The sequence below is a fragment of the Parabacteroides johnsonii DSM 18315 genome, from assembly GCF_025151045.1.
GTDB lineage: Bacteria > Bacteroidota > Bacteroidia > Bacteroidales > Tannerellaceae > Parabacteroides > Parabacteroides johnsonii.
On record NZ_CP102285.1, the window covers coordinates 3,968,886 to 3,991,321 of the forward strand.

Consider the following 22,436-nt stretch of genomic DNA (forward strand, 5'->3'; position numbering starts at 1 on the left):
TTACTTCACAAATTTTTTAACAATAGCACAAGCATTGTGACCGCCAAACCCGAAAGTATTGGACAGTGCTGCCCGCACTTCTCTTTTTTGAGCCTTATTGAATGTGAAATTCAGTTTATAATCTATTTCAGGATCATCATCACCATCCGCATGGTTGATCGTCGGAGGAATGATACCGTCGTTTATAGCCTTGATGCAGAGTATTGCCTCGATCGCTCCAGCTGCCCCTAAAAGGTGTCCGGTCATTGATTTCGTCGAACTGATATTCAGGTTGTAAGCGTGATCTCCGAAAACTTCTTTGATCGCTTTTACTTCCGAGATATCTCCTACCGGGGTAGAGGTTCCGTGAACGTTGATGTAATCGATGTCTTCCGGAGTCATTTCCGCGTCTTCCAGTGCGTTACGCATAACCAACTTGGCTCCTAATCCCTCCGGATGGGAAGCTGTCAGGTGATAAGCATCGGCAGACATGCCGGTTCCGGCAATCTCGCAATATATTTTAGCTCCACGAGCCAAGGCATGTTCCATTTCTTCCAGGACCAGACAGGCTGCTCCTTCTCCCATAACGAATCCGTCACGGCTTGCGCTGAATGGGCGGGAAGCAGTTTCGGGTGAATCGTTGCGGGTCGACAGTGCATTCATCGAGTTGAACCCGCCGACACCTGATTCCGAAACAGCGGCTTCGGCACCACCGGTGATAATCACGTTAGCTTTTCCTAAACGGATATAGTTGAACGCGTCACTGATCGCGTTGGTTGAAGATGCACAAGCTGATACTGTCGCAAAGTTGGGACCGTGGAATCCGTAAAGCATGGAGATATGTCCGGCTGCGATATCGGAGATCATCTTCGGGATGAAAAAAGGATTGAACTTAGGACCGATCGTATCTTTGATCTTTGCATATCCTAACACTTCTTCGTCGAATGTCTTGATACCACCGATACCAGAGGCAAAGATAACGCCGATACGGTTCTTGTCTTCCTTGTCCAAGTCCATAGCTGCATCATCAATCGCTTGTTTTGCGGCATTTATTGCGAATAAACTATAACGGTCACACTTGCGGGCTTCCTTACGATCCATTACTGTCAACGGGTCGAAGCCTTTTACTTCGCATGCAAATTGTGTCTTGAATTTGGATGCATCAAACTGAGTAATAGGCCCGGCTCCACTCTTCCCATTGATAATACCTTCCCATGTTTCCGGGAGAGTATTACCAAGAGGAGTAATAGCTCCAAGACCTGTTACCACAACTCTTTTTAATTCCATACCTTTAATTAAAAGGATTGATTACTTCGCGTTAGCTTCGATGTAAGCAATGGCGTCGCCTACAGTTGTAATCTTTTCTGCTTGATCATCAGGAATAGAAATACCGAATTCCTTTTCGAATTCCATAATCAGTTCTACAGTGTCAAGAGAGTCTGCTCCTAAATCGTTAGTAAAGCTTGCTTCGTTTGTAACTTCTGTTTCTTCAACACTTAATTTGTCAACGATGATAGCTTTTACTCTTTCAGCAACTTCAGACATAACTTTTTCAATTTAGATTAATAAATACGAATATACTTTTTAAATTTGCAGTGCAAAGAAAAGAATTTTTTATGTTACAAAACAAATTTAATGCACTAAAAATGTGGAAAACTGCACATTTTTTCTTTTCTTGTGCACAAAAATAGGAGAAAACATGAAAAACGTAGCAGTTTTTGCCTCTGGCTCGGGTACGAACGCGGAGAATATCGTCCGATATTTCTCTAAAAGTGAAACTATTAAAGTGGCGCTTGTTTTGTCTAACAACCGGAATGTAGGCGTACATGCCCGGGTGAATAAGTTGGGGGTTCCTTCTTTTGTCTTTTCGAGGGAGGAATTTGCAGATGGGGAACCTGTCCTGGCAAAACTTGCGGAATATGATACGGATCTGATTGTTCTTGCCGGCTTCATGAATAAGATCTCCGATCCCCTACTGAATGCCTATCCGGGTAAAATCATCAATATTCATCCCGCCCTTTTGCCTAAATACGGCGGTAAAGGCATGTACGGAATGCATGTGCACGAGGCGGTCGTTGCTGCCGGTGAACGGGAGACTGGCATTACCATCCATTACATAGACGAACATTACGACGAAGGGACGGTTATCTTCCAGGCAACCTGTCCGGTTCTGCCGTCCGATACGCCGGAAGAGGTTGCTGCGAAAGTGCACGCACTCGAATACGCCCATTATCCTAAGATCATAGAAGATTTGCTTGCAACCCGTTGACCGGATTGTATCAGAAGTTCGCGCTCAGCTGAATGACGTAGGTGCGGGGTGCGGAAACGAGCATCGGGCGTGTACTGTATTCTTTATTGAACAAGTTGTTCACCATGAACTGGAAAGAGAGTTCCTTCGTGATCTTCACGCCCGCACGCAGGTCGATCACGCAGTAGGGCGTGTTGTTCTTCGCCCAATAGGAATGAAGTGTTTGCCCGTTCACATTGCCGAAGAGGATGTTGCGCACGTAGTCCATAATCTCCGGCTGCTCTTTCGCCCGCTCGTCCACCATCAGGTAGTCGACGGCCAACGTTTTGCTTTTCCACACGATATTGGTTCCCAACGTCAATCGTTTCCACTGGAAGTCGAGGACGGCTTTTACGGTATGTTTCTGGCGGTACTTCAGGTATTTGGATGTGTTGGACTTCTCTTTCATGTGCATCGGATCGTTGTAGGCCGCTTCTTCTTCGTTCTTTTTTTTGTAGCCGGCGTCTTCCGGTTCGATGAATACATACCCTAAGTTATAGCTCAATGTGGTATTGGGGTTGAACGTATAGATGCCGTTTGTACTGATTTCCGCTCCGTAGATACGTGCTTTCGACACGTTATAGAATTGGGCTCCGATCCCCGGCATCTGACCCTGGGTGATCATGCTCAGGAGGTCGTGCGTGCCGTTAATGTACTGGAAAGTCGTATTGTTGAAGATTCCGAAGCGAAACTCGATCATGTCGGTATATTGGGTATAGAACCCCGCCAGGTCAAAGAAGCCTGTCAGGTTTCCGAACTTATATCCCTGTTTGAACCCCAGTTCAACGTTCATACCCTTTTCGGCATTTACCTCTTTGTTCGGGTATACGCCGACACCACCGATGTCTTTGCGGGCATATTTCTCGGTTAGCGAAGGATAGCGGTAACCTTGCCCGAAGCTGGCGCGGATAAAGCTGTAGTCGGCAAGCTGGTAGTTCAGTCCGGCACGGAAGATCGGTTTGACTGGAATCTTGGTTCCGAACAGTTTGGTTTCCGCTTCCCGCAGGTAGTTGTCCACCCGGTAGTATTCGGCACGCATACCGGCCGATACGCTCAGGCGGTCGAAGAAGCGCTGATCGTATTGGACGAACAGGGCGGCATTGTCGCTGTCGTGTGTCCCGGTCGTTTTCGAAACGCTTTTCATATGTTCGTAGGTCGCCCCGGCGGTGATCTGGCTTCCGTTATCCCATTTCTTATTGAACTGGTAGTCTACATAGTAAGTATAGTTCTTGTCTGTCCCTTTAGGCACATTCTCCTTGTTGTTGTTCATCACCCAGGAGATCAGGTCGCAGTAGTCGGCAGTCGTGGCAGTCGGGAATACTCCGTTCAGAATGTTGACGGCTCCATCCACGATCCCGTTCAGGTCTCCTTGCAATATCGGCTGGATAAGCGGGAAGAAAGGGCTGTAGTCTCCGTTCTTGATGTTGTCGATATAGGCGTTGACGGTGGTGGCATCGCTTCCCATATTACCTAAGATATTGTCGAGCGACTTGCGGGTGGAGCTTCCGTCGATGATGTTGTCTCCCCGGTAATAGAAACGGGTCTTGATCTTATGCGAGGTGTTGTTAGCCGGATTGGTAAAATTGAAGAACGGGTCGATATAGAAGGTGTTCCCCTTGCGTCCCATGTTGGCGATGGACGACGGCCGGTAGATTTCCACTGGAGAGCGCCAGATAAAGAAGTCGGCATATTTGTCGGCCAGATAGTTGAAATTGAACCCATAGTTCAGGAGCTTCCCTTCTTTCATCGGATGGTGGTATGTTATATTGCCTCCGAGCCGCAGGCGCCGGTTGTATCCCTGCTCGCGGTATCCATCGTCGGAAAACAGGTTGAGTCCTCCCGACACATCGAAGTTCCCGATCCGTCGTGCGTGCGAGAGATCCACCCCTTCGTATTCGTCATGAGCCGGATGGTCGTAGACCCCGACATAGGCTCGGGCGCTTGTAGTCGGCGTGAGTCCCGGCCGTTTCGTGCGGATGTTGATCACCCCATTCAGAGCCGATGAACCGTAGAGTACGGAGGAGGCACCCTTCATCACTTCTACCTGTTCGATGTTTTCGAGCGGGACGATGTTCCAGTTGATCACTCCGTTGCCCGAACTCAGGGCGCTCATACCGTCCACCAGCACAAGGCTGCGCGAACCGACCCCGTATGTCCATCCGTTTCCGCCACGTATGGAGGGCTGCTTGTCGTTGATATCCACGCCCGGCATTGTGTTCAGTGTCGAACTAAGGTCGGTAGGGGCCTGCTTGGCGATATCGCCCGCCTTCAGCAGATCCATCGAAACGGTGACGTCACTTAGTTTCTGTTCGAAGCGTCCGGCACTGATCACCACATCCCCCAGCAAGTTGGCTTTGATGTGCATATAGACATCTTTTGTCTTGATATCCCCTTTGCGGAGCATCAACGGGAGTCGTTCGTTTTCGTATCCGATGTAACTGAACAGGAGGTCGACTCCACCGTCCGGCAGTGCGATTTCGTAGGCTCCGTCGGTATCCGATATGGTTCCGTTCGTATCCCCGTTTATTTTTTTGTAGGTGATGTTGACGCCCGGTAGCGGTTCATGGGTTTCCGCGTCATAGACATGCCCTTTCACTGTTTGTCCGAGTGTAACCCCGGTGAAAAGCAGCAGGGTAAAAATCAGGATATATAGCTTTTTCATGTGAATTGCTTTTAATTGACGGTTTTGTCCTTGTATAAATAGATACCGATCTCGATGGGAATTGCATTCAGCTCCTGGCTTAACTGGTCCAGGATTGCGCCGAACGTTTTCCCTTTCAGGAGTATGGCTACGATACTTGTGAACTGGGGCGGGATCAGGTTGCCGATCAGGTCCATGACGGGTGCGTTAAGCGTCTCTTCCGGGATAAAGACCTTCACAATGTCCAGTAGGGCAAACAATTCCTGGATTTCCGATTTATCGAGGAGCAGGATGAGATCGCCTTTTGCCGGGTCTTCGCTTTCGAGGATCGTCATTTTGATGCCGGTTGTAGACCAGGTATTGATCTTCTGGTAGGCCGCCAGTAGCGCATTTTCCATAGAGCTATCCCCGGAGTCGGTTTTCGTCTGTCTGTTTATCATCATCTGGCGGATGATCATGTCGATCTGCGGGATTACATATATGGATGTATTGTCTTCCACATAATAAGTTGCTAGGTTGGGTGGCGAAGCGGTCCAGTCGTTTGCCGGATGTTTGATGTAGCTGCCTATCAAACTTCCTATCTGGATCGAGTCAGGCAGGGGAGCATAGCGGGCGATGATGTTCCCGTCCGCCTGGAAAGTCAGACCGTCCAGCACAGAGCTGATCAGGTTACTGACCAGTTTGCCGCCTACCAGGTTATACAGCATTCCGATCATCGTCTGTATGCTGCCGTTATCTACATTATAATAAGAGGCATTTTCATGGGCGATATGCCAAGTCCCGTTCGTCTGTAGCCGGTTCTCCGGAATCATGATGTCCGACAATTCCAGCACCAGCCTTCCGGCCTGTATGCTGCCCTGGTAATGAAACGCCGTACCGGTTGAAGCAGTTGCGTCGCCACTGAAGGAATAGCTGTCGGAACCTGCTGTCAGAGAGATATCGGCAACAGTCGTTTCTTTATCGTGTGGTAATACATATTTAAGAATGATGTGTGCGGTTTTCCCGTCATCCGTCTTAAACTCCACGTCTTTCCCGATAAATGTATTCCCGTTATAGCTTAAAATAAGGGGATCTCCGTTTGCCGGGGCGCTTAGTTTGTTAGAGTAGGTCCCGCTCAGTTTCGCCGGGGCAAGGCCGTCATAATCATCATCGTCATTGCAGGCTATCAAGAGAATAACCAGCATCATGGCGTAAAGGAAACTGCATATTGATTTTCTGTCCATGTATTTCGCTTTTAGTTATATTATAGGATGATACAAAGAACAGGTTTAAGTTTGAATCAAACAATCTCCATGTTTGGGAATAAATATTCTATTTTTAAGATTGTTAGGCGAGCTAAACATATTTTGCTACTTTTGAAACAACAAAACGATGTTTTATGAAGATAGACGTTGACTTGCCTAAATTCGATATTCCGAAGGATTTTATTGTAGGCGATGGTATTACGGGCGACATCCTGAACATGTACGGGCTTTTTCCCTGTAAGATAAAAGCGGGCGTGTTTGCCTTTTGTACGCGGGGGACGATCCGTGTGACGATAAACCTGGATGAACATACGGCGCGGGCGAACGATTTCATCACCTTGCTACCCAATACCTTTATCCAGATCCATGAAGTGTCGGAAGATGCGGAGGTTTGTTTCGTCGCTTTTTCTTCCCGTTTTCTGGAAAGCATCAATTTTATCCGGACGATCTCCAACCTGATTGTTACGATCATCGAGAATCCGGTAGTCCCTTTACCCGGTAATGCCGCCACTATCTATAAGGATTTTTTCTCCCTGCTAGTACGGGCCGACAACGCTCCTGATTCTATCCTCTTTACCGACAGCTTGAAACCGGTCCTCGACCTACTGATTCAAGGGGTAGTCAATATGTACAGGAAGTTCAATACCTGGAAAGAACCGGTTCTGAGCCGTGACAAGGAGATCGCCCGCGAGTTCGTGCAGCTTGTCTGGCAATATTATACGAAAGAGCGGAGCGCCTCTTTCTATGCCGGAAAACTGCGGATCACCTTGCCGCATTTCTGTTATGTGATCAAAAAGACGACCGGGATGACAGCCCTCGATATTATTGCCAATGTCGTGATAATGGATGCCAAAGCTCAACTGAAATCAACGAATCTCCCGATCAAGGAAATTTCTATCGGACTGGGCTACAGCAACGTCGCTTTCTTCGACAAGTATTTCCGCCGCTACGTGGGGATGTCACCGCTGGAGTATCGCAACAGCTAAGCTGACTTTACCTCAGTTTGTTCCGGTTGAAATGAGGACCTGCTTTCAATAAAAAGAACAGTGTTGAGAGAATGGTCAGGCACGCTCCGAACAGGTAAGCGTAGTTGAATCCCCCGAAAGCCTGTGCAATGCTTCCGCCTATCATCAGTCCGATCCCGATCCCCACATCCCAACTGGTGAGATAGGTGGAAGTCGCTGTTCCCCTCTGGCTGTTGGGGGCAAGGTTGACGAACAGGGTATTGAAAGCCGGGAACATCGTACCGAATGCGACTCCTTGTGAAAGGGCAATCCCGATATACAGATAAGAAGTGAAAGACGGATTCCACCGCATCAGCCTTTCCAGAGCTGCCAACCCGAAAAAGCTGGCGGCGGCAAGATACATTCCTAACGAGATGACCAGCGTGATCCTCCCTTTGTCGACCTGCCGCCCGGAGAACATGCGCGAGACAGCCAGACCGATCGCCATAAAGGTGAAATATAATCCCGAATTGACGGAAATCCCGATCTCATCGGCATACATGGCCACGTATGTGGTTGTCATGCCGTAGGGTATGGAGAGCAGCAGCAAGGAGATACCTGCCCAAGCGCCTTTCACCAAAAAGAAACGGTCCAGCGAGATCGGTTCTTTCTTTATCGGTTGTTTCTGTGGCGTCTTGACCAAATAGGCCATGATGAAGCCGAGGAGGCAGGAGAGGAGCGAGCAAGCGAAAATCATTTCGTAAGAGAAGCTGGTGTGCATGAACAACCCTGTCATCGGTCCGAAACTCATGGCCGTATTATTTGCCAACCCGTAGTAACCGATCCCCTCGCCACGGCGGGAGGAGGGTAGGATATCGATCACGATCGTATTGCCCGATACTGTCACCATGCCGAAGGCGAAGCCGTGCAGGATACGGAGCACAATAAAGATGCTCAGCAGGCTGGCGATCATATATCCGGCGAAGATGACCATGAAGACGGAGTAGGCTAAGAGATACAACGGCCGTCTGGCGAATGTGTCCAGCAGATATCCGGAGAACGGACGGATGCAGAGAGCAGCAATGGTATAGCATGACAGGATAAAACCGATCATCGATTTATCCGCATCGAATTGGTCCTGCAAGTAAAACGGCAGGATCGGCAATATCAGATAAAATGCGAAGAACAGCAAAAAGTTGGCTGCTAAGATATAGCAGAAGCTGGGTGATATAAGTTTGTCTTTTGCCATTGTTCCGTTTTGTTTGTGTTATTGTTGGATTCCGAACCCCAATCTTCGGAGCAGTCCGGCTTCTTCCGGGGTTGCATGGACGATTGTGTATGCACCGTATTCTCTTGGGTGATGATAGTTAGCCCGGAACCATTCGAATCTGTCGGGATGTTCCCGTAGCGCCCGGTCCACGGTAAGCGGGTTGAAACCGGTCAGGATCGCCTGTTCAATCCGGTTTCCGTCAAACCGGTCCAAATCGATAACCGGAGTTTCGGGGACTGGCGGAACTACTTCGCCGATCTTCTCGATCTTCACCTGGAAGAACTTTTCAATGTTCTCCAAACACATACGCGTGCCGTTGGCTTTCCCGTCTGCCGAAAAGCCGGCAATATGTGGGGTGGCTATCGTGGCCAGTTCCAGCAGTTTCCGGTTTATATCCGGTTCGTTTTCCCAGCAGTCCAAGATCAGTTCGCCGATCTTGCCTTCTTTCCGGGCATGCAATAGGGCATCCGTATTATGGACGGCCCCCCTGGATGCGTTGACGAACCAAGGTTTCCGTTGGAGCTTACGGAAGAAGTCTTCTCCTGCCAGGTGGCGGGTGGCAAAACGGCCTTCTTTTGTCAGCGGCGTGTGGAAGGTGACGATGTCAGCTTGCTCTGCGATCGTATCCAGCGGGACGAAGCCGTCTTCTCCTTCTGCCTCTGCGCGTGGCGGGTCGTTACGGAGCACGTTCATCCCGTAGGCCGAGCATAACTTTTCCACCTCTTTTCCGACATGGCCGACTCCGACGATCCCGATCGTCTTCCCCTGTAGGGGTTCACCCTTTCGGAGTGCAATCGTGAGCAATCCGGCGAATACATATTGGGCGACCGAAACGGCATTGCATCCCGGTGAGTTCTTCCAGGCGATACCTGCCTCGTCGCAATATCGGGTGTCGATATGGTCGAAACCTATCGTGGCGCTGGTAATCAACTTCACCCGGCTTCCTTCGAGCAGTTCGCGGGTACATTTGTCTATGCTCCGCACGATCAGTGCGTCTGCATTCTTTACGTTTTCCGGTGTAAACTCTTTAGAAGTGAGATAGTTTACCTCTGCGATCGGTTCTGCGATTCCTTTCAGATAAGGAACGGTATTGTCGGCGACTATTTTCATCTTGCTGTCCTTTTTCGAGAAGGCAAAGGTAGGGATTATTTTCCAATCTTGACATAATTCAGCCGCGTGTACTGTATGCCGTAACTTTCAAATGTCGCGGCGATACGTGCCGAAGAGATATGTAGCACTTCACCCGGCCGGTAGGCATGTTCCAGGGAGGGCAGCTGTCCGGAGGCATGGCTGGGATTGCCGGAGGCAAAGGTCAGGTTGACCAGGTTGCCGCTCGCATCGATGGCCGTCAGGCGCTGGCGGACGAAGAAGACTGGAGTCGTCCCGATGACATGGGTCCTGTACGGGTCGTCTTCCACCCGTACTTTGGTTATTTTTAGGGTGAGATTGGACAGCTTGTCCCCTTTCTTTCCTAAGAAACGGCTGGTAGGGCGTGGCTGATATTTCTTTTTGAGCATCTTGTCCAGGTAGACGCAGTTGTAGGCTTGTGCCATTTTGACGAAACGTTCCTGCTTGGGGATGGTAGGGGTATATTTAAAGGCGATCCAGTTCACGTAGCCCGGATCTATCCGCAGGATTTCATACAGGAAATGTCCACGGTATTTGCCGAAAGCGATCAGGTCATCCCCATGTGTCGACATCCTTTTCTCGTTGTAGTCCGTGATTAGGATCTGACGGTTGGCATACCACAATTCGGAAGTGACGATGCGCAGCGACTGGATAATGTCCGTTTTCAAGTCTTCGATAAACAGGATGCATCGCTTGTCGAGCAAAGGCGTATAGAACCACAGGCTGTAGTTCGGATGCCCTTCTCTCGGTAAGACCACAAGGTAGCACCCTGCCTCCTTATACGAGGCTTTCCCTTGGTTATAAATATTCAACTTCTCATACAGGAGCTCCTGTTCCGCCTCTGTTATATTGGGTAATCTGGGATTTGCCATATCGATACCTCCTTTTTATGTTTTGACATACTGCCCGTTTTGCGTTTATTGTGCATTATGGACAGATTCAACTGTTTTAGCACTGTCTTTGTTTCCAAATCATGTGCTGAAGGCAATCTTTATTCATGCCATTCATACTGACAATATGAGCTGTGAACGAAGATCGAGAAAAATATTGACAATATCCATGTTTTTCCAACTTTAATTGTTCATTTTCTTATATTCAAACCACCTATTTGGCTTCACCATATTTTAAAACATTTTAATTATCAAAGTGTACAAGGGTGAAGGTGGTTTATTGTTTAGTCATTCCTTCTATCGTCTGATAAGCATCCCGGATAACGATCGGCGGGAAGCCGTTTATTTCCAGCAGGCGGATAGCGTTGCGCTGGTAGAGGGGACCGTTTTTGAGTTTGTAATCGAAAAAAAAGGTTTCGCCCTCAATCACTTCGCTGAAATGGTAAAGATCATATTCCTTATCGAGCAAGGTTGCCAATTCCGTGTCGTGGGTGGAAGCGACGATGATATTATCGTGGGTATTCAGGTAGGATAGGACGGCTTTGGCAGCGGCAATCCGTTCGGTGGTGTTCGTGCCTTTGAATATCTCGTCGAACAGGAAGAGGTTGGCTGTCCCTTTCTGATTCCGGCTGATCATCTCTTTGATAGTGTCTACTTCCTTCATATAGAAACTTTTTCCTTCAGACAGATCGTCGGCAAGCATCAGGGCGGAATATATATTTAAAGGGGTGGCCAGAAGGAAAGAACGGGCGAATGCCGTATGCAGGGTTTGTGCCGACAGGACATTGATGCCGATGATGCGGATAAAAGTTGTTTTGCCGGACATGTTCGATCCGTTCAGCAAGACCGATCTGTCTTGTATGTCGATGGAGTTGGCGATACAGTCTTCTATCAAAGGATGGTACATCTCTTGACTGGCCAGTCTGTGCCTCTCTTCCGGTATTCCGGGAAGGCAATAGTAGGGCAGATGTTCCCGCAGGAAACAGACGGACAACAGGCAGTCCGTCAGCCCGACGAACCGGTAGACCGTTTCGATCTCCCGGCACTTGTTCCGGAGGATAGAGACGGATTGCAGGAAAGAGAACGGTTCTGTCAGGAAGAAGATATGCAGCAGCTCGGTGCAGAGCCAGGCAAGGGCGGCCATGTCGCTTTGTAGCTTGTTCTCCATGCGGAGGAACAGGGCGGTTTTCCGGATAGGCTTGAGCGTGGCCAAGGCATCCGGAATGTCTGTCGCCAACTTGCTTAGTTCTGGGATTTTGCATAGCTTCTCTGCCGTCCCTAACAGTTTGATAAGTTGGGGGACGGAATAGATATAGTCGATGCTTTTAGGCTTGTAGGTGTAGTGGATTCCGGCATTCAAGATAATGGCAACCAGGAAGAACAACCCGCAGGCAGGTATATGAAGGAGCAGATAGAGAAGTAGGAACAGAGCCGGAAGGCATTTCAAGATAGCAAAAGTGACCTTTCGGTTTGTGGAGGCGGCTGGTTGCTCGTCTGCCAATAATCGTACGATACTGTAGGCTTCGGTGTCGCGCAAATGGGATAGTGTTTTGGCCAGTCGTTCCCGTAGATGGCTGTCCGCCTGCAAATGACGGATGATCTCTTCGTGCCGGCTGATCTCGCCTGCCGCTTGGGGAACGGACCGTAAGGTCTGGTACAGGTATTGTTGTCCGACTCTCGAAACAGTCCTGTCAGCAAAAGTAAACAACTCTTCCACTCCTAAGTCCGAATAGGTTTGGTCGGATAGCAGGTTGTCTCCTTCCACCTCTTTCCTGTACCGGAAATAAGCGGAGATATCGGTGAGGTTGAACGTCTCGCTTTTGATCTCGCCTGCGTAGCTCCTTGCTCTTCGTCCCATTTGTAATGTTTGTATTGGTGATAGAGACAAATTTAGACATAAATCGTGATTTATATCTCGGTTTTTTCCGTAAGTTTGTGCAAACTTCTTTTTAGAAGAGGTTAGGGCGTTCAAAAAGCACAAAATCAAGCAAACTTTCATATATGAACACTTTTAATGTACAGAAAAAGAGCACTCGTGTTCTCACCCTTTGCGGGGCGGCGATGGCATCGCTGGTTCTTTGGGGATGTAGTGGGACAGGTGCGACGGCCGACAAGTCGTTTGAACGGTCGGACTATTACACACGCGGCATCGGGCAGTACCCGGGCAACCCGGAGGAAGATTTCTCTCCTTCCCTGGCTCCGGATCATTCGACTTACCGGAACATAGCCCTTCTGCGTTCTGCTTTTGCCTCTTCCAGCCATGACTACAATCTGGTAGCGCAGTTGGCTACAGACGGCCTTGTTTCCGACAAGCAGCCGCAGTATCTGAACTTGTCGACTCCCGAAGGCGATGTCCCGAGACGGGAACGCGAATGGATGATCGATGAAGGTCCTTATTCACGGAATACTTTTACCGGAGGAGATACTTATTTTCAGTTTACGCTGGCAAACTATAGCAAAGCGGCCGGTAAACTCTCTTTGGTGGGAACAGTCGTTTATGACGATAAGGTTTCGAAAGGCGGATATGAAATTATCTGCCAGGGTTCTAATGACGGGCAGAACTGGACAGAGATAGGGAAGCTGAGCGGTAGCGGGCTGCCGGGTAAAGCGCTCTCTTATCGTGTCCCGGTGACCGACCCGAACAAGCAGACCGACCAGACGACGACTATGCCGGTCCGTAAATTGAATGAAACGATAACTTTCGATAAAGAGGTCACCTACTCCGCCTACCGTGTACTGCTGAAGATGGCGGGTGCTCATGACTGGGTGTTTACGGAGGCGAACTTCCTGGATAGGGACGGACTGGTGGAGATGAAGCCGTCCCAGTTCTTCAATAGTGCCTGGATGAGTGCAACGGCAGGTGAAGAATGGCTGTATGTGGATTTGGGCAGCCGGTCTGAATTTGACAAAGTGAACCTGCACTGGATCAATAAAGCCGTGAAGGGTAAGATACAGGTATCGGACGATGCCAAACAGTGGAAAGATGCAGCCGAGTTGCCGGGAGGTGACGGGTTGAACGATGAGATCACCTTGAACGACAAGCTGCAGGCCCGTTATGTGCGTGTCTTGATGCAAGAGCCGGCGAACGGCAGTCGCTATATCCTGAGCGAAATGGAAGTAATGGGGAAAGGCGGTCTGGTTGCCCGGCCTGTGGCTTCTCCTGCGGTGTCAAAGGGGGAAATGAACCTTTCTGGTGGCAACTGGAGACTGCAACGTGCTTCGGAAGTGAACGCTTCGGGCGAAGAAATCTCGACCCCGGAGTTTAAACCGGAGAACTGGATCGTGGCGACAGTACCGGGAACGGTATTGAGCAGCTACAAGAATATCGGGGCAATTGCCGATCCGAACTATGCGGATAACCAGTTGCAGGTATCCGAGTCTTTCTTCTGGTCCAACTTCTGGTATCGCGACGAGTTTGAAGTACCCGAAGGATTCAAGCAGGATCGCCTGTTCCTGAACTTCGACGGCATCAACTGGAAAGCGAATGTCTATCTGAACGGAAAGAAATTGGGCCGTATCGAAGGAGCCTTTATGCGGGGTAAGTTCGACGTGACGGATGTTGTCGCTCCGGGCAAGAATGTGGTGGCTGTAGAGATCATTCGGAATAATCATATCGGGGCGATCAAGGAAAAGAATAAACAGAGCACGGATTTTAATGGTGGAATCTTAGGGGCTGATAACCCGACGTTCCATGCAACGATCGGTTGGGACTGGATTCCGACTGTCCGTGGACGCAATATCGGTATCTGGAACGATGTCTTCCTTACTTCTACCGGGAAGGTGACGGTGGCCGATCCGCTTGTTACCTCTGTCTTGCCGTTGCCCGATACGACTTCCGCTACGTTGACGGCTGAGGTGATCGTGAAGAACCACGATGCCAATACGGTAAACGGTACGTTGGAAGGCAAGGTCGGAAATATCACATTCCAGAAACCTGTTTCCTTAGCGGCTGGAGAAGAGAAGACGGTCGTCTTCGATGTCAAGGATTTCCCGCAGTTGAAGATGGAGAATCCGCGTCTGTGGTGGCCTAAAGGGTATGGTGCGCCGAACCTGTATGATGCGAACTTTACGTTCAAAGTAGGAGATGCCGTTTCGGATGCGAAAGACTTTAAGGTCGGTATCCGTCAGATGACGTTTAATGAAGATAACCATATCCTGAGTCTCTTTATCAACGGGCGCCGCTTTATCGGTCGTGGAGGTAACTGGGGTTTCGGTGAATCCAACCTGAACTACCGTGCCCGTGAATATGATATCGCCGTGGCTTATCATGCCGATATGAACTTTACGATGATGCGTAACTGGGTCGGCATGATCGGTGACAAGGAACTTTATGAAGCCTGTGACCGCCACGGTATCATGATCTGGCAGGACTTCTGGCTGGCAAATCCGGCTGATGGTCCTGATCCGTATTACCCGGAAATGTTTATCGCCAATGCGGAAGATTATGTAAAACGTATCCGTAGCCATGCTTCTATCGGCCTCTACTGCGGACGTAACGAGGGTTTCCCGCCCGAACAGATCGATAAGGCGTTACGCCGTATCATCAAGGAAGACCATCCGGATATCCATTATATCTCCAGCTCGGCTGACGATGTGGTGAGCGGTCACGGCCCGTACCGTATGCTTCCGGCAAAAGAGTATTTCACGCTGAAGACCGGCAATGACAAGTTCCATAGTGAACGAGGAATGCCGAACGTCATGACCTACGAAAGCATGCTCCGCACCTTCTCGCCGGAAGGAATCTGGCCGCAGGACAACCAGTGGGGTATGCACGACTATACACGCGAAGGGGCACAGGGCTGTACCTCTTTCAACGAGATCATCGCGAAAGGGTATGGCGAACCGCAGAGTGCGAAAGAGTTTGCCGAATTGGCACAGTGGGTGAACTACGACGGCCACCGCAGTTTGTTCGAGTCCAGAAGCCAGAACCGTAAAGGTCTGTTGATGTGGATGAGCCATTCTTGCTGGCCTTCTATGGTATGGCAGACGTATGATTATTATTTCGAGCCGACTGCCGCCTATTTCGCAATCAAGAAGGCTTCCGAACCGCTGCATATCCAGTGGAATCCGGCAACGGATGAGGTGGAAGTGGTCAACTACAGCGCCGGGACACATAAGGGGCTGACTGCAAAAGTTCAGATCCTGAATATGGATGCATCCGTAGCTTGGGAAAAGGAAGCGACTGTCGATAGCAATGAAGATACGACCAACAAATGTATCAAGTTGGCATTCCCGGCCAACCTATCGAAGGTACACTTCATCAAAATGGTCCTGACCGAAAACGGCAAAGTCGTTTCTGACAACTTCTATCACAGAAGCCTGGAAGAAAACAACTACCAGGATCTGCGCCAGTTGGCAAAGGTCGCTTTGCAATCCACGACAACCGTGGATAAGAATGCAGACGGAACCTGGAGCGCCGTGTCCGTTATCGAAAACAAGACGTCTACACCGGCTTTGATGATTCGCCTCAATGTTGTCGGTAGCAAAGACGGCCAGCAGCTTCTGCCGGTATTCTATTCCGACAACTACTTCTCTTTGCTTCCGGGTGAAAAGAAGGAAGTTCGCATGAGCTGGAAAGATGAAGATACCAGAGGCAATGAAGGTAAGGTCCTGATTACCGGGTATAACGTGGAATAATATTATAAGTAGGCAATGGAGGCGTGCAAAACACCTTTATTATGATTCTTTAGGCACAGATCTACACGGATAAATTTATTTTCTTTCCGTGTAATCCGTGCCTAAATTATGTCTATTAGTAAGTAGGATTTTGTTTCGACACATCTCCTGTTATATTCTTTCCCTGACAAAAAAATAGGGCAACCACACTAAAAATCATAAGGGATAATCCATCCTTGTTTTTAGTACGGACATCTTCGTATAAAAGTTTTTTTGCAAAACAACTTGAAAAGTTTCTTCAGGCCCGGGTAGCGGGACGCGGGAGATCCGGGTGTGGAAGATGTGGGGACCCGGATCTTGATGAAACTGGAACAGGGATGTAGAGCTGTTTATCTGCCTTGTCCGAGGAGGTTTTATGCACTGTTTCCGATTATAATCAGGCGGAATACCTGCTTTTTTAACACAAATAGTCCCTTATGTTTGCTAATGACCATTTTGGCCCAATAGAATATAAATGATATTTGATCGTGATTTTGGTGCGGTTGCCTGGACAAAAAAAAAGCGATATGCTGAAAGGATAAAAAAACTTGCTATCTTTGTACGTCTGTATTTACTAAGTAAATTGAACTGTATGAGTTTCAGCGAGAAGTGTTGCCGGGTTTTTGAGCAGGCTACGAATGCATATCATATCACTAACCATATAGATGCTACGGTACATAACCTTTATGAGGTGAAGAGTATTCAAAAGCCGGGTGTGAACATATGAAGGTCTATAAGCAAATGAAAATGTACGATAAGAAATAAATGGCAAAGATATTAGTGATACGACTCGCTGCGATTGCCGACGTGGCGATGACTCTTCCGGTCATCTATTCCGCAGCCAAAGCTAATCCACAAGATTCGTTTACGGTGTTGACGCAGGCGTTTATGATGCCGGTATTCATAAACCGGCCACCTAATCTGGAAGTGATAGGCATCAGCACCAAAGGGGCGGAGAAAAGGCTGGTCGGTCTTTTGCGGTTTACCTCTGCTTTGGTGAAATTCGATTACGACATTGTCCTGGATTTGCAGGATGTGATCCGGACTTGGATCATCTGTGCCGCTTTTCGGATGAAAGGAAAGCCGGTCTACATCCTGGATAAAATCCGAAAAAAATATCCTCCTCTTATGCGCAGGGAAAACAAGAAGCTGGAACCGCTGCCGACTGTTATCGAGCGGTATGCCGACGTGTTCCGTGCGGCAGGATTGGCCTATACCGAATCTTTTACTTCTTTATATGAGTCGCGGCCGGCAGATTTGTCGAAAATGGAAGCTATCGCCGGAGTCAAGACCGGGAAATGGTTAGGTGTCGCTCCTTTTGCCCGTTATCAGGGCAAGGTATATCCGATTGATGAAATGGAGCAGGTAGTGGCTACTCTTTCTAAAAGGGAAGACCTGACTTTATTCCTGTTCGGAGCAAAAGGATATGAAGAGGCGGTATTGGAGGAGTGGGCCTATCGCTATCCGCGTGTAAAGAATGTGGTGGGTAAATATACGCTTGATAATGAATTGGCGTTAATTAGTCAGTTGGACCTGTTGCTTAGCATGGATTCGGCGAATATGCATTTTGCCTCGTTGGTCGGCACTCGTGTGTTGTCCGTCTGGGGGGCGACACATATTTATACTGGTTTCTATGGCTATCGGCAACGTCCGGAGGATGTGATCGGGTTGCCGTTGCCTTGTCGTCCCTGTTCGCAATTCGGACAGAAAGAATGTTCCAGAGGAGACTGGGCTTGTTTGACGCAGTTGCCGGCAGAAAAGATCGTGTCCCGTGTGCAAGCCGCCTTGGCAGAACAATAGCAGGCTGTAAATATAGATTCAGAGAGTGAAATTAAAAAAGAAGGAAAATGAAACAATTACATATCATTACCCCGGTGAAAGATTCGATAGAGCTGACTTTACAGACAATCGAGTCGATCCTGTCATCCGACTTTACGGTTCCTTATCATTATTATGTATATAATGATTTCAGCACGGATGAAAATACGGCACGTCTTCGTGAAGCCTCTGAGAAGATGGGCTTCGAACTGATTAACTTGTCAGATCTGACCGATCATCCTTCTCCCAACTATCTTTTGATCCTTCAGACTGCACAGCAAAAAGCAATTGCCGCCGATGCCGGGCTTTTGATCGTCGAATCGGATGTGATCGTAAAGAAGCATACGTTGCAGTCGCTGTTTGATGGCGCTTTGGCACGTCCGGATTGTGGTATCGCCGCCGCCGTAACGGTCGACGAACAGGAAAACATCAATTATCCGTATTTATACGCTAAAGGTAAGGAGGGCAAAGTCTTTCCGGAGAAAAAGCATTTGAGTTTCTGTTGCTCCCTGCTGACCTTGTCTTTCCTGAAGTCTTTCGATTTCCATCAACTGGACCCGGAAAAGAACTGGCACGATGTGACGATCTCGCATCGTTCTCTGGAAAAAGGCTTCACAAACTACCTGTTTACAACGTTGACCGTGTGGCATCGTCCGCACGGCAGCCGTCCTTGGAAACAACTTAAATATACGAATCCCTTGAAGTATTACTGGTTGAAGTTTACAAAAGGGCTCGATAAAATCTGATTGACTTTATGGAATATTCGCCGTTGGTTTCGGTAATCGTGCCCGTGTATAACATGGAGCAGTATTTGGGGGAAACGCTTGATTCTGTGTTAGCCTCGGATTATCCGTCTTTTGAAGTGGTCGTTATGAATGATGGTTCAAAAGATGCTTCGTTGGAGATCGCAAAAGAGTATGCCCGGAAAGATTCACGGGTAAAAGTCCATACTCAACCGAACGCCGGAGCCTGTGCTGCCCGTAATCATGCTATAACGCTGGCGGAAGGAGAGTTGATTCTTCCTTTTGACGCGGACGATAAGATGTGTCCTGATTTTATTAGTGACGCCGTGAAAGCAATTGTGGCAGATGCTGAAGTAAAGGTAGTCTGTCCTAAAGCTGAGTTTTTCGACGGACGTAAAGGAAACTGGAATCTGGCACCTTTTTCGTTAAACTTGCTGGCTCGTAAGAATATGATACCGATCTGTTCACTTTATTACAAACGTGATTGGGAGCGGGTGGGAGGATATGCCGAAGAGATTACGGCACGTGAAGACTGGGCTTTTTGGATTGCAGTCTTGAAAGATGGAGGAAAGGTCGTCACTTTGCCGCGTTTGTCCATGTATTATCGGGTACGGGGGGGCTCGAAACGTGTCACTGACCGGTTGCAAAAAAAGAAAGTGATCGATTATCTGAACCGTTCATATCCTGAATTCTTTGAGCGCGAGTTGGGAGGACCATTACGTTACAAAAGGACATGGTCGAAGTTGACCAATAGGATATATCGTATATTCCATCCTCGTGTTGTATTTATAAACGAAGTATATAAAGAGCTCAGTGATTTTGTAAAAGTACTTCCCGTACATTTTAAAAATGGAGACGGAGAAGTAATTTATAAGGGACGTAATGAATTGCGCGAATTTAATTGTAAAGGCTTTGATTTGGTGGTTAAGTCTTTTAGAAAGCCTAATTTGGTGAATCAGATTGTATATGGCCTGTTCCGTTCTTCGAAAGCGGAGCGTTCTTACGAATATGCAAATATGCTGTTGAAGTCGGGGATCGGTTCCCCTTGTCCCGTAGCCTATTATACCGAAAGAGCCGGTTTGTTTTTTATACGGAGTTACTATGTCAGTCTGAAATCCGAATGCCCCTATACCTATTATGATTTGATGAAAAATAATTTTCCAGGTCAGGAACAAGTCCTTCGTGCGATTGCCCGTACGACAGCTGCTCTACATGAACATGGCTATCTGCATAAGGATTATTCCCGTGGGAATATATTGTTTAGGGAAACGGATGGAGGTGTGAAAGTCGAAATCATTGATTTAAATCGGATTCGTTTCATGGAGATAGGGATGGAAGTTGGTTGCAAAAATTTTGAACGCTTGCCGGGTACCCAGGAAATGTTTGCTGTTCTTGCGGATGAATACGCGAAGGTGAGAGGGTTCGATTTTTGTAAATGCTTTCAATTAATGAGGCTGTATGCGGGAATAAAAGAATAAAAAGAGTTTGGAGAATAATAAACACGGTTATAGTGTTAACTAAAAAGAGATTGATGTATGGTACCTAAAATAATCCATTTGTGTTGGTTTAGCGATGATCCTTATCCGGTGGAGATAAAGATATGTTTGAAAAGTTGGGAACGTGTGTTACCAGACTATAAGGTTAGGGTTTGGAATTATGCAGATGCTCAATCTATCGGTTGCCGGTTTATAGATGAAGCGTTGGCTGCTAAGAAGTGGGCTTTTGCTGCGGATGTAGTTCGTTTCTATGCTATTTATAAAGAAGGAGGTGTCTATATGGATAGTGACATATTGGTTGAGAGACGTTTTGATTCATTCATTCCTGAAAAAGGCTTTGTTTCTTTTAATGAATATGCTGGAGAGGAGATTCGTCTACAGGCTGCATTTCTGATAGGTGAAAAGGGAAATCGATATTGCAAGGATATGTTTGATTACTATAATCAACGCCCTTTTCTTTTGCCGGATGGTTCTTTTGATATAAAAATTTCTCCTGTGATAATGGTTGAGATAGCTCAAAAGAAAGGATATAAAGCCGAAGACATTGAGCAACATTTGGAAGATAATATCGTTATTTATCCAGGTTATTATGTTTCTCCCTGTAAAAAGATGAGATTTCCTGAAGCCTTCGCACATCATCAGGTATATGGAAGTTGGAGGAAACATAAATTGGGAAGAAAGATAGAGCGTTTATTAAAGCATATCATTGTTTTGGTGCGCTTTTCATTGTTTAAACGATAATGGATTATTAATTGTGGAAAATATAAAACTTGCCGTTATCGGCCTCGGATATGTCGGTTTGCCGTTGGCACGGTTGTTTGCGACGCGTTATCCGGTGGTCGGGTATGATGTGAAGCGGGAGCGGGTGGCCGCCTTGATGGAAGGGCGGGACGCGACGCAGGAGGTATCGGGAGAATTGTTGAAGTCCGTACTGTTGCCCCGGTTGCCGGAGGAAGGTGAGACGGGATTGTTCTGTACGTCCGATGCGGAACAGCTCCGTGGGTGCAATTATTATATTGTGGCGGTCCCTACGCCAGTCGACTTGCATCATAGCCCCGATCTGACACCTCTTTATTCAGCCAGTGAAACGGTAGGGAAGGTCTTGGGCAGAGGCGATATCGTGATCTATGAATCGACTGTCTGCCCCGGCATAACAGAAGATGAATGTGTCCCCATTCTGGAGAGAACCTCCGGATTGGTTTTTAACCGCGATTTCTTTGCCGGATATTCGCCGGAGCGTATTAATCCGGGAGATAAGGAACATACGGTGGAGAAGATCATGAAAGTGACATCCGGCTCCACACCCGAAGCCGCTGAGAAGGTCGACACCCTGTACCGATCGGTTATCCAGGCCGGAACCTACCCGGTTTCCAGTATCAAAGTGGCGGAGGCTGCCAAAGTGATCGAAAACTCCCAGCGTGACATCAACATCGCTTTTATGAACGAATTGTCGAAGATTTTCCATCTGATCGGTATTGATACGAACGAAGTGCTGGCGGCAGCCGGGACGAAATGGAATTTCCTGCCTTTCAAGCCCGGTCTGGTCGGAGGACATTGCATTGGAGTCGATCCTTACTACTTGATCCGTAAGGCAGAGGATTACGGTTTCCATCCGGGACTGATCCTGTACGGACGTCGTATCAACGATACGATGGGTGAATATATTGCCGGTCGCGTCGTGAAGTGCATGATCAAAAAAGATGTTCCGGTACGGAATGCGGAAGCACTGGTTTTAGGCTTTACCTTCAAGGAAAACTGTCCCGATGTGCGTAATTCAAAAGTCGGAGATGTCATTCGTTACCTCGGTGACTACGGTATCAACGTGACGATCTATGATCCTTGGGCACGTCCGGATGACGTCCGGCGCGAATATGGTCTGGAAGTTCTGTCCACCCTGCCGGACAAGAAGTTTGATGTTGTCGTTTTGGCGGTTGCCCATACTGATTTCCTGGCACTGGACATTCCGGCACTGACGAAAGAGCACAGCGTCGTATATGATGTGAAAGGCTGTCTCGATCCGGCTTGGGTCGATGATCGGTTATAAGGGATAGAATAATATCCCTACCCGATCTATGTGTTCCCGGAGAGCCGGTTCTTTGATCGTATGATATAGTACCAAATCTATTTTATACAATAATTCCAACTCTTCTAAATCAACTTGGATCTGTAAAAGTTCGGAGGCTGTAATTTGTTCCGATTTTATAGCCAAATCGATATCCGAGCCGGAATGAAAGTTCCCTTTTGCGCGAGAGCCGAACAGCCATACTTTTCCAATGTGTTTATATTGGGAAAAGACAGCCCGTATGCTTTGTATTGTTTCATTACTCAGTCCGAATTCCAT

At 48.0% G+C, this 22,436-nt stretch carries 17 protein-coding genes and 1 pseudogene; 9 read left to right on the forward strand and 9 right to left on the reverse strand.

The genetic code is table 11. The features are described from left to right. Both fabF and NQ564_RS16245 read right to left on the reverse strand, forming a co-directional pair. Positions 1 to 1,266, reverse strand: coding sequence for a beta-ketoacyl-ACP synthase II (fabF, locus tag NQ564_RS16240; protein WP_008146966.1), 1,266 nt, complete (start codon positions 1,264 to 1,266; stop codon positions 1 to 3). Between the two features lie 21 nt (positions 1,267 to 1,287). Next, positions 1,288 to 1,524 carry an acyl carrier protein gene (locus tag NQ564_RS16245; RefSeq protein ID WP_005639879.1) on the reverse strand — a complete coding sequence of 79 codons (237 nt, stop codon included), beginning with the start codon at positions 1,522 to 1,524 and terminating at the stop codon, positions 1,288 to 1,290. A gap of 154 nt (positions 1,525 to 1,678) precedes the next feature. Between NQ564_RS16245 and purN the strand changes: the two genes are divergently transcribed. Further along, positions 1,679 to 2,248, forward strand: a complete 570-nt coding sequence (gene purN, locus NQ564_RS16250; RefSeq protein WP_008146967.1) for a phosphoribosylglycinamide formyltransferase — start codon at positions 1,679 to 1,681, stop codon at positions 2,246 to 2,248. A gap of 10 nt (positions 2,249 to 2,258) precedes the next feature. Here purN and NQ564_RS16255 read toward each other — a convergent pair whose 3' ends face one another. Continuing rightward, positions 2,259 to 4,928, reverse strand: a complete 2,670-nt coding sequence (locus NQ564_RS16255; RefSeq protein WP_008146969.1) for a TonB-dependent receptor — start codon at positions 4,926 to 4,928, stop codon at positions 2,259 to 2,261. 11 nt (positions 4,929 to 4,939) lie between these two features. After that, a complete protein-coding gene (locus tag NQ564_RS16260; RefSeq protein ID WP_039848006.1) occupies positions 4,940 to 6,130 on the reverse strand; it encodes a DUF4925 domain-containing protein in 1,191 nt (396 codons plus the stop codon). A gap of 155 nt (positions 6,131 to 6,285) precedes the next feature. Here NQ564_RS16260 and NQ564_RS16265 point away from each other — a divergent pair, with 155 nt between their 5' ends. Then, the gene (locus NQ564_RS16265) at positions 6,286 to 7,137 is read left to right on the forward strand and encodes a helix-turn-helix domain-containing protein (RefSeq protein ID WP_008146971.1); all 852 of its coding nucleotides are present in this window, start codon (positions 6,286 to 6,288) and stop codon (positions 7,135 to 7,137) included. 7 nt (positions 7,138 to 7,144) lie between these two features. On the opposite strand, the gene NQ564_RS16270 is transcribed toward NQ564_RS16265, so the two are convergent. The 4 genes from NQ564_RS16270 to NQ564_RS16285 form a co-directional block, all read right to left on the reverse strand. Further along, the gene (locus NQ564_RS16270) at positions 7,145 to 8,344 is read right to left on the reverse strand and encodes an MFS transporter (protein ID WP_008146972.1); all 1,200 of its coding nucleotides are present in this window, start codon (positions 8,342 to 8,344) and stop codon (positions 7,145 to 7,147) included. Positions 8,345 to 8,362: 18 nt separating this feature from the next. Then, positions 8,363 to 9,475 carry a 4-phosphoerythronate dehydrogenase PdxB gene (gene pdxB, locus NQ564_RS16275; protein ID WP_008146973.1) on the reverse strand — a complete coding sequence of 371 codons (1,113 nt, stop codon included), beginning with the start codon at positions 9,473 to 9,475 and terminating at the stop codon, positions 8,363 to 8,365. A 35-nt stretch (positions 9,476 to 9,510) separates the two neighbouring features. Then, positions 9,511 to 10,365 carry an exodeoxyribonuclease X C-terminal domain-containing protein gene (locus NQ564_RS16280; RefSeq protein ID WP_008146974.1) on the reverse strand — a complete coding sequence of 285 codons (855 nt, stop codon included), beginning with the start codon at positions 10,363 to 10,365 and terminating at the stop codon, positions 9,511 to 9,513. 295 nt (positions 10,366 to 10,660) lie between these two features. Continuing rightward, complete coding sequence (locus NQ564_RS16285) at positions 10,661 to 12,241, reverse strand: MutS-related protein (protein ID WP_227963175.1); 1,581 nt, start codon at positions 12,239 to 12,241, stop codon at positions 10,661 to 10,663. Positions 12,242 to 12,384: 143 nt separating this feature from the next. Here NQ564_RS16285 and NQ564_RS16290 point away from each other — a divergent pair, with 143 nt between their 5' ends. From NQ564_RS16290 to NQ564_RS16315, 7 genes and pseudogenes are all read left to right on the forward strand, one after another. Beyond that, positions 12,385 to 16,020 carry a glycosyl hydrolase 2 galactose-binding domain-containing protein gene (locus tag NQ564_RS16290; protein ID WP_008146980.1) on the forward strand — a complete coding sequence of 1,212 codons (3,636 nt, stop codon included), beginning with the start codon at positions 12,385 to 12,387 and terminating at the stop codon, positions 16,018 to 16,020. 240 nt (positions 16,021 to 16,260) lie between these two features. Continuing rightward, positions 16,261 to 16,506, forward strand: a pseudogene (locus NQ564_RS19430) (hypothetical protein). 297 nt (positions 16,507 to 16,803) lie between these two features. Then, positions 16,804 to 17,838: a glycosyltransferase family 9 protein gene (locus NQ564_RS16295; RefSeq protein ID WP_008146984.1), complete on the forward strand. Its 1,035-nt coding sequence runs from the start codon at positions 16,804 to 16,806 to the stop codon at positions 17,836 to 17,838. 47 nt (positions 17,839 to 17,885) lie between these two features. Then, positions 17,886 to 18,602: a glycosyltransferase family A protein gene (locus tag NQ564_RS16300; protein ID WP_008146985.1), complete on the forward strand. Its 717-nt coding sequence runs from the start codon at positions 17,886 to 17,888 to the stop codon at positions 18,600 to 18,602. An 8-nt stretch (positions 18,603 to 18,610) separates the two neighbouring features. Continuing rightward, positions 18,611 to 20,077, forward strand: coding sequence for a glycosyltransferase (locus NQ564_RS16305; protein ID WP_008146986.1), 1,467 nt, complete (start codon positions 18,611 to 18,613; stop codon positions 20,075 to 20,077). Between the two features lie 57 nt (positions 20,078 to 20,134). Then, the gene (locus tag NQ564_RS16310) at positions 20,135 to 20,836 is read left to right on the forward strand and encodes a glycosyltransferase family 32 protein (protein ID WP_008146987.1); all 702 of its coding nucleotides are present in this window, start codon (positions 20,135 to 20,137) and stop codon (positions 20,834 to 20,836) included. Between the two features lie 13 nt (positions 20,837 to 20,849). Further along, positions 20,850 to 22,139: a nucleotide sugar dehydrogenase gene (locus NQ564_RS16315; protein ID WP_008146988.1), complete on the forward strand. Its 1,290-nt coding sequence runs from the start codon at positions 20,850 to 20,852 to the stop codon at positions 22,137 to 22,139. On the opposite strand, the gene NQ564_RS16320 is transcribed toward NQ564_RS16315, so the two are convergent. Then, positions 22,134 to 22,436: a nucleotidyltransferase domain-containing protein gene (locus tag NQ564_RS16320; protein ID WP_008146989.1), complete on the reverse strand. Its 303-nt coding sequence runs from the start codon at positions 22,434 to 22,436 to the stop codon at positions 22,134 to 22,136. The genes NQ564_RS16315 and NQ564_RS16320 overlap by 6 nt on opposite strands.

Bases quoted from the DNA above. Each gene is read 5' to 3' on its own strand.
- fabF (WP_008146966.1), bottom strand. From the start codon at position 1,266: ATGGAATTAAAAAGAGTTGTGGTAACAGGTCTTGGAGCTATTACTCCT.
- NQ564_RS16245 (WP_005639879.1), bottom strand. From the start codon at position 1,524: ATGTCTGAAGTTGCTGAAAGAGTAAAAGCTATCATCGTTGACAAATTA.
- purN (WP_008146967.1), top strand. From the start codon at position 1,679: ATGAAAAACGTAGCAGTTTTTGCCTCTGGCTCGGGTACGAACGCGGAG.
- NQ564_RS16255 (WP_008146969.1), bottom strand. From the start codon at position 4,928: ATGAAAAAGCTATATATCCTGATTTTTACCCTGCTGCTTTTCACCGGG.
- NQ564_RS16260 (WP_039848006.1), bottom strand. From the start codon at position 6,130: ATGGACAGAAAATCAATATGCAGTTTCCTTTACGCCATGATGCTGGTT.
- NQ564_RS16265 (WP_008146971.1), top strand. From the start codon at position 6,286: ATGAAGATAGACGTTGACTTGCCTAAATTCGATATTCCGAAGGATTTT.
- NQ564_RS16270 (WP_008146972.1), bottom strand. From the start codon at position 8,344: ATGGCAAAAGACAAACTTATATCACCCAGCTTCTGCTATATCTTAGCA.
- pdxB (WP_008146973.1), bottom strand. From the start codon at position 9,475: ATGAAAATAGTCGCCGACAATACCGTTCCTTATCTGAAAGGAATCGCA.
- NQ564_RS16280 (WP_008146974.1), bottom strand. From the start codon at position 10,365: ATGGCAAATCCCAGATTACCCAATATAACAGAGGCGGAACAGGAGCTC.
- NQ564_RS16285 (WP_227963175.1), bottom strand. From the start codon at position 12,241: ATGGGACGAAGAGCAAGGAGCTACGCAGGCGAGATCAAAAGCGAGACG.
- NQ564_RS16290 (WP_008146980.1), top strand. From the start codon at position 12,385: ATGAACACTTTTAATGTACAGAAAAAGAGCACTCGTGTTCTCACCCTT.
- NQ564_RS16295 (WP_008146984.1), top strand. From the start codon at position 16,804: ATGGCAAAGATATTAGTGATACGACTCGCTGCGATTGCCGACGTGGCG.
- NQ564_RS16300 (WP_008146985.1), top strand. From the start codon at position 17,886: ATGAAACAATTACATATCATTACCCCGGTGAAAGATTCGATAGAGCTG.
- NQ564_RS16305 (WP_008146986.1), top strand. From the start codon at position 18,611: ATGGAATATTCGCCGTTGGTTTCGGTAATCGTGCCCGTGTATAACATG.
- NQ564_RS16310 (WP_008146987.1), top strand. From the start codon at position 20,135: ATGGTACCTAAAATAATCCATTTGTGTTGGTTTAGCGATGATCCTTAT.
- NQ564_RS16320 (WP_008146989.1), bottom strand. From the start codon at position 22,436: ATGGAATTCGGACTGAGTAATGAAACAATACAAAGCATACGGGCTGTC.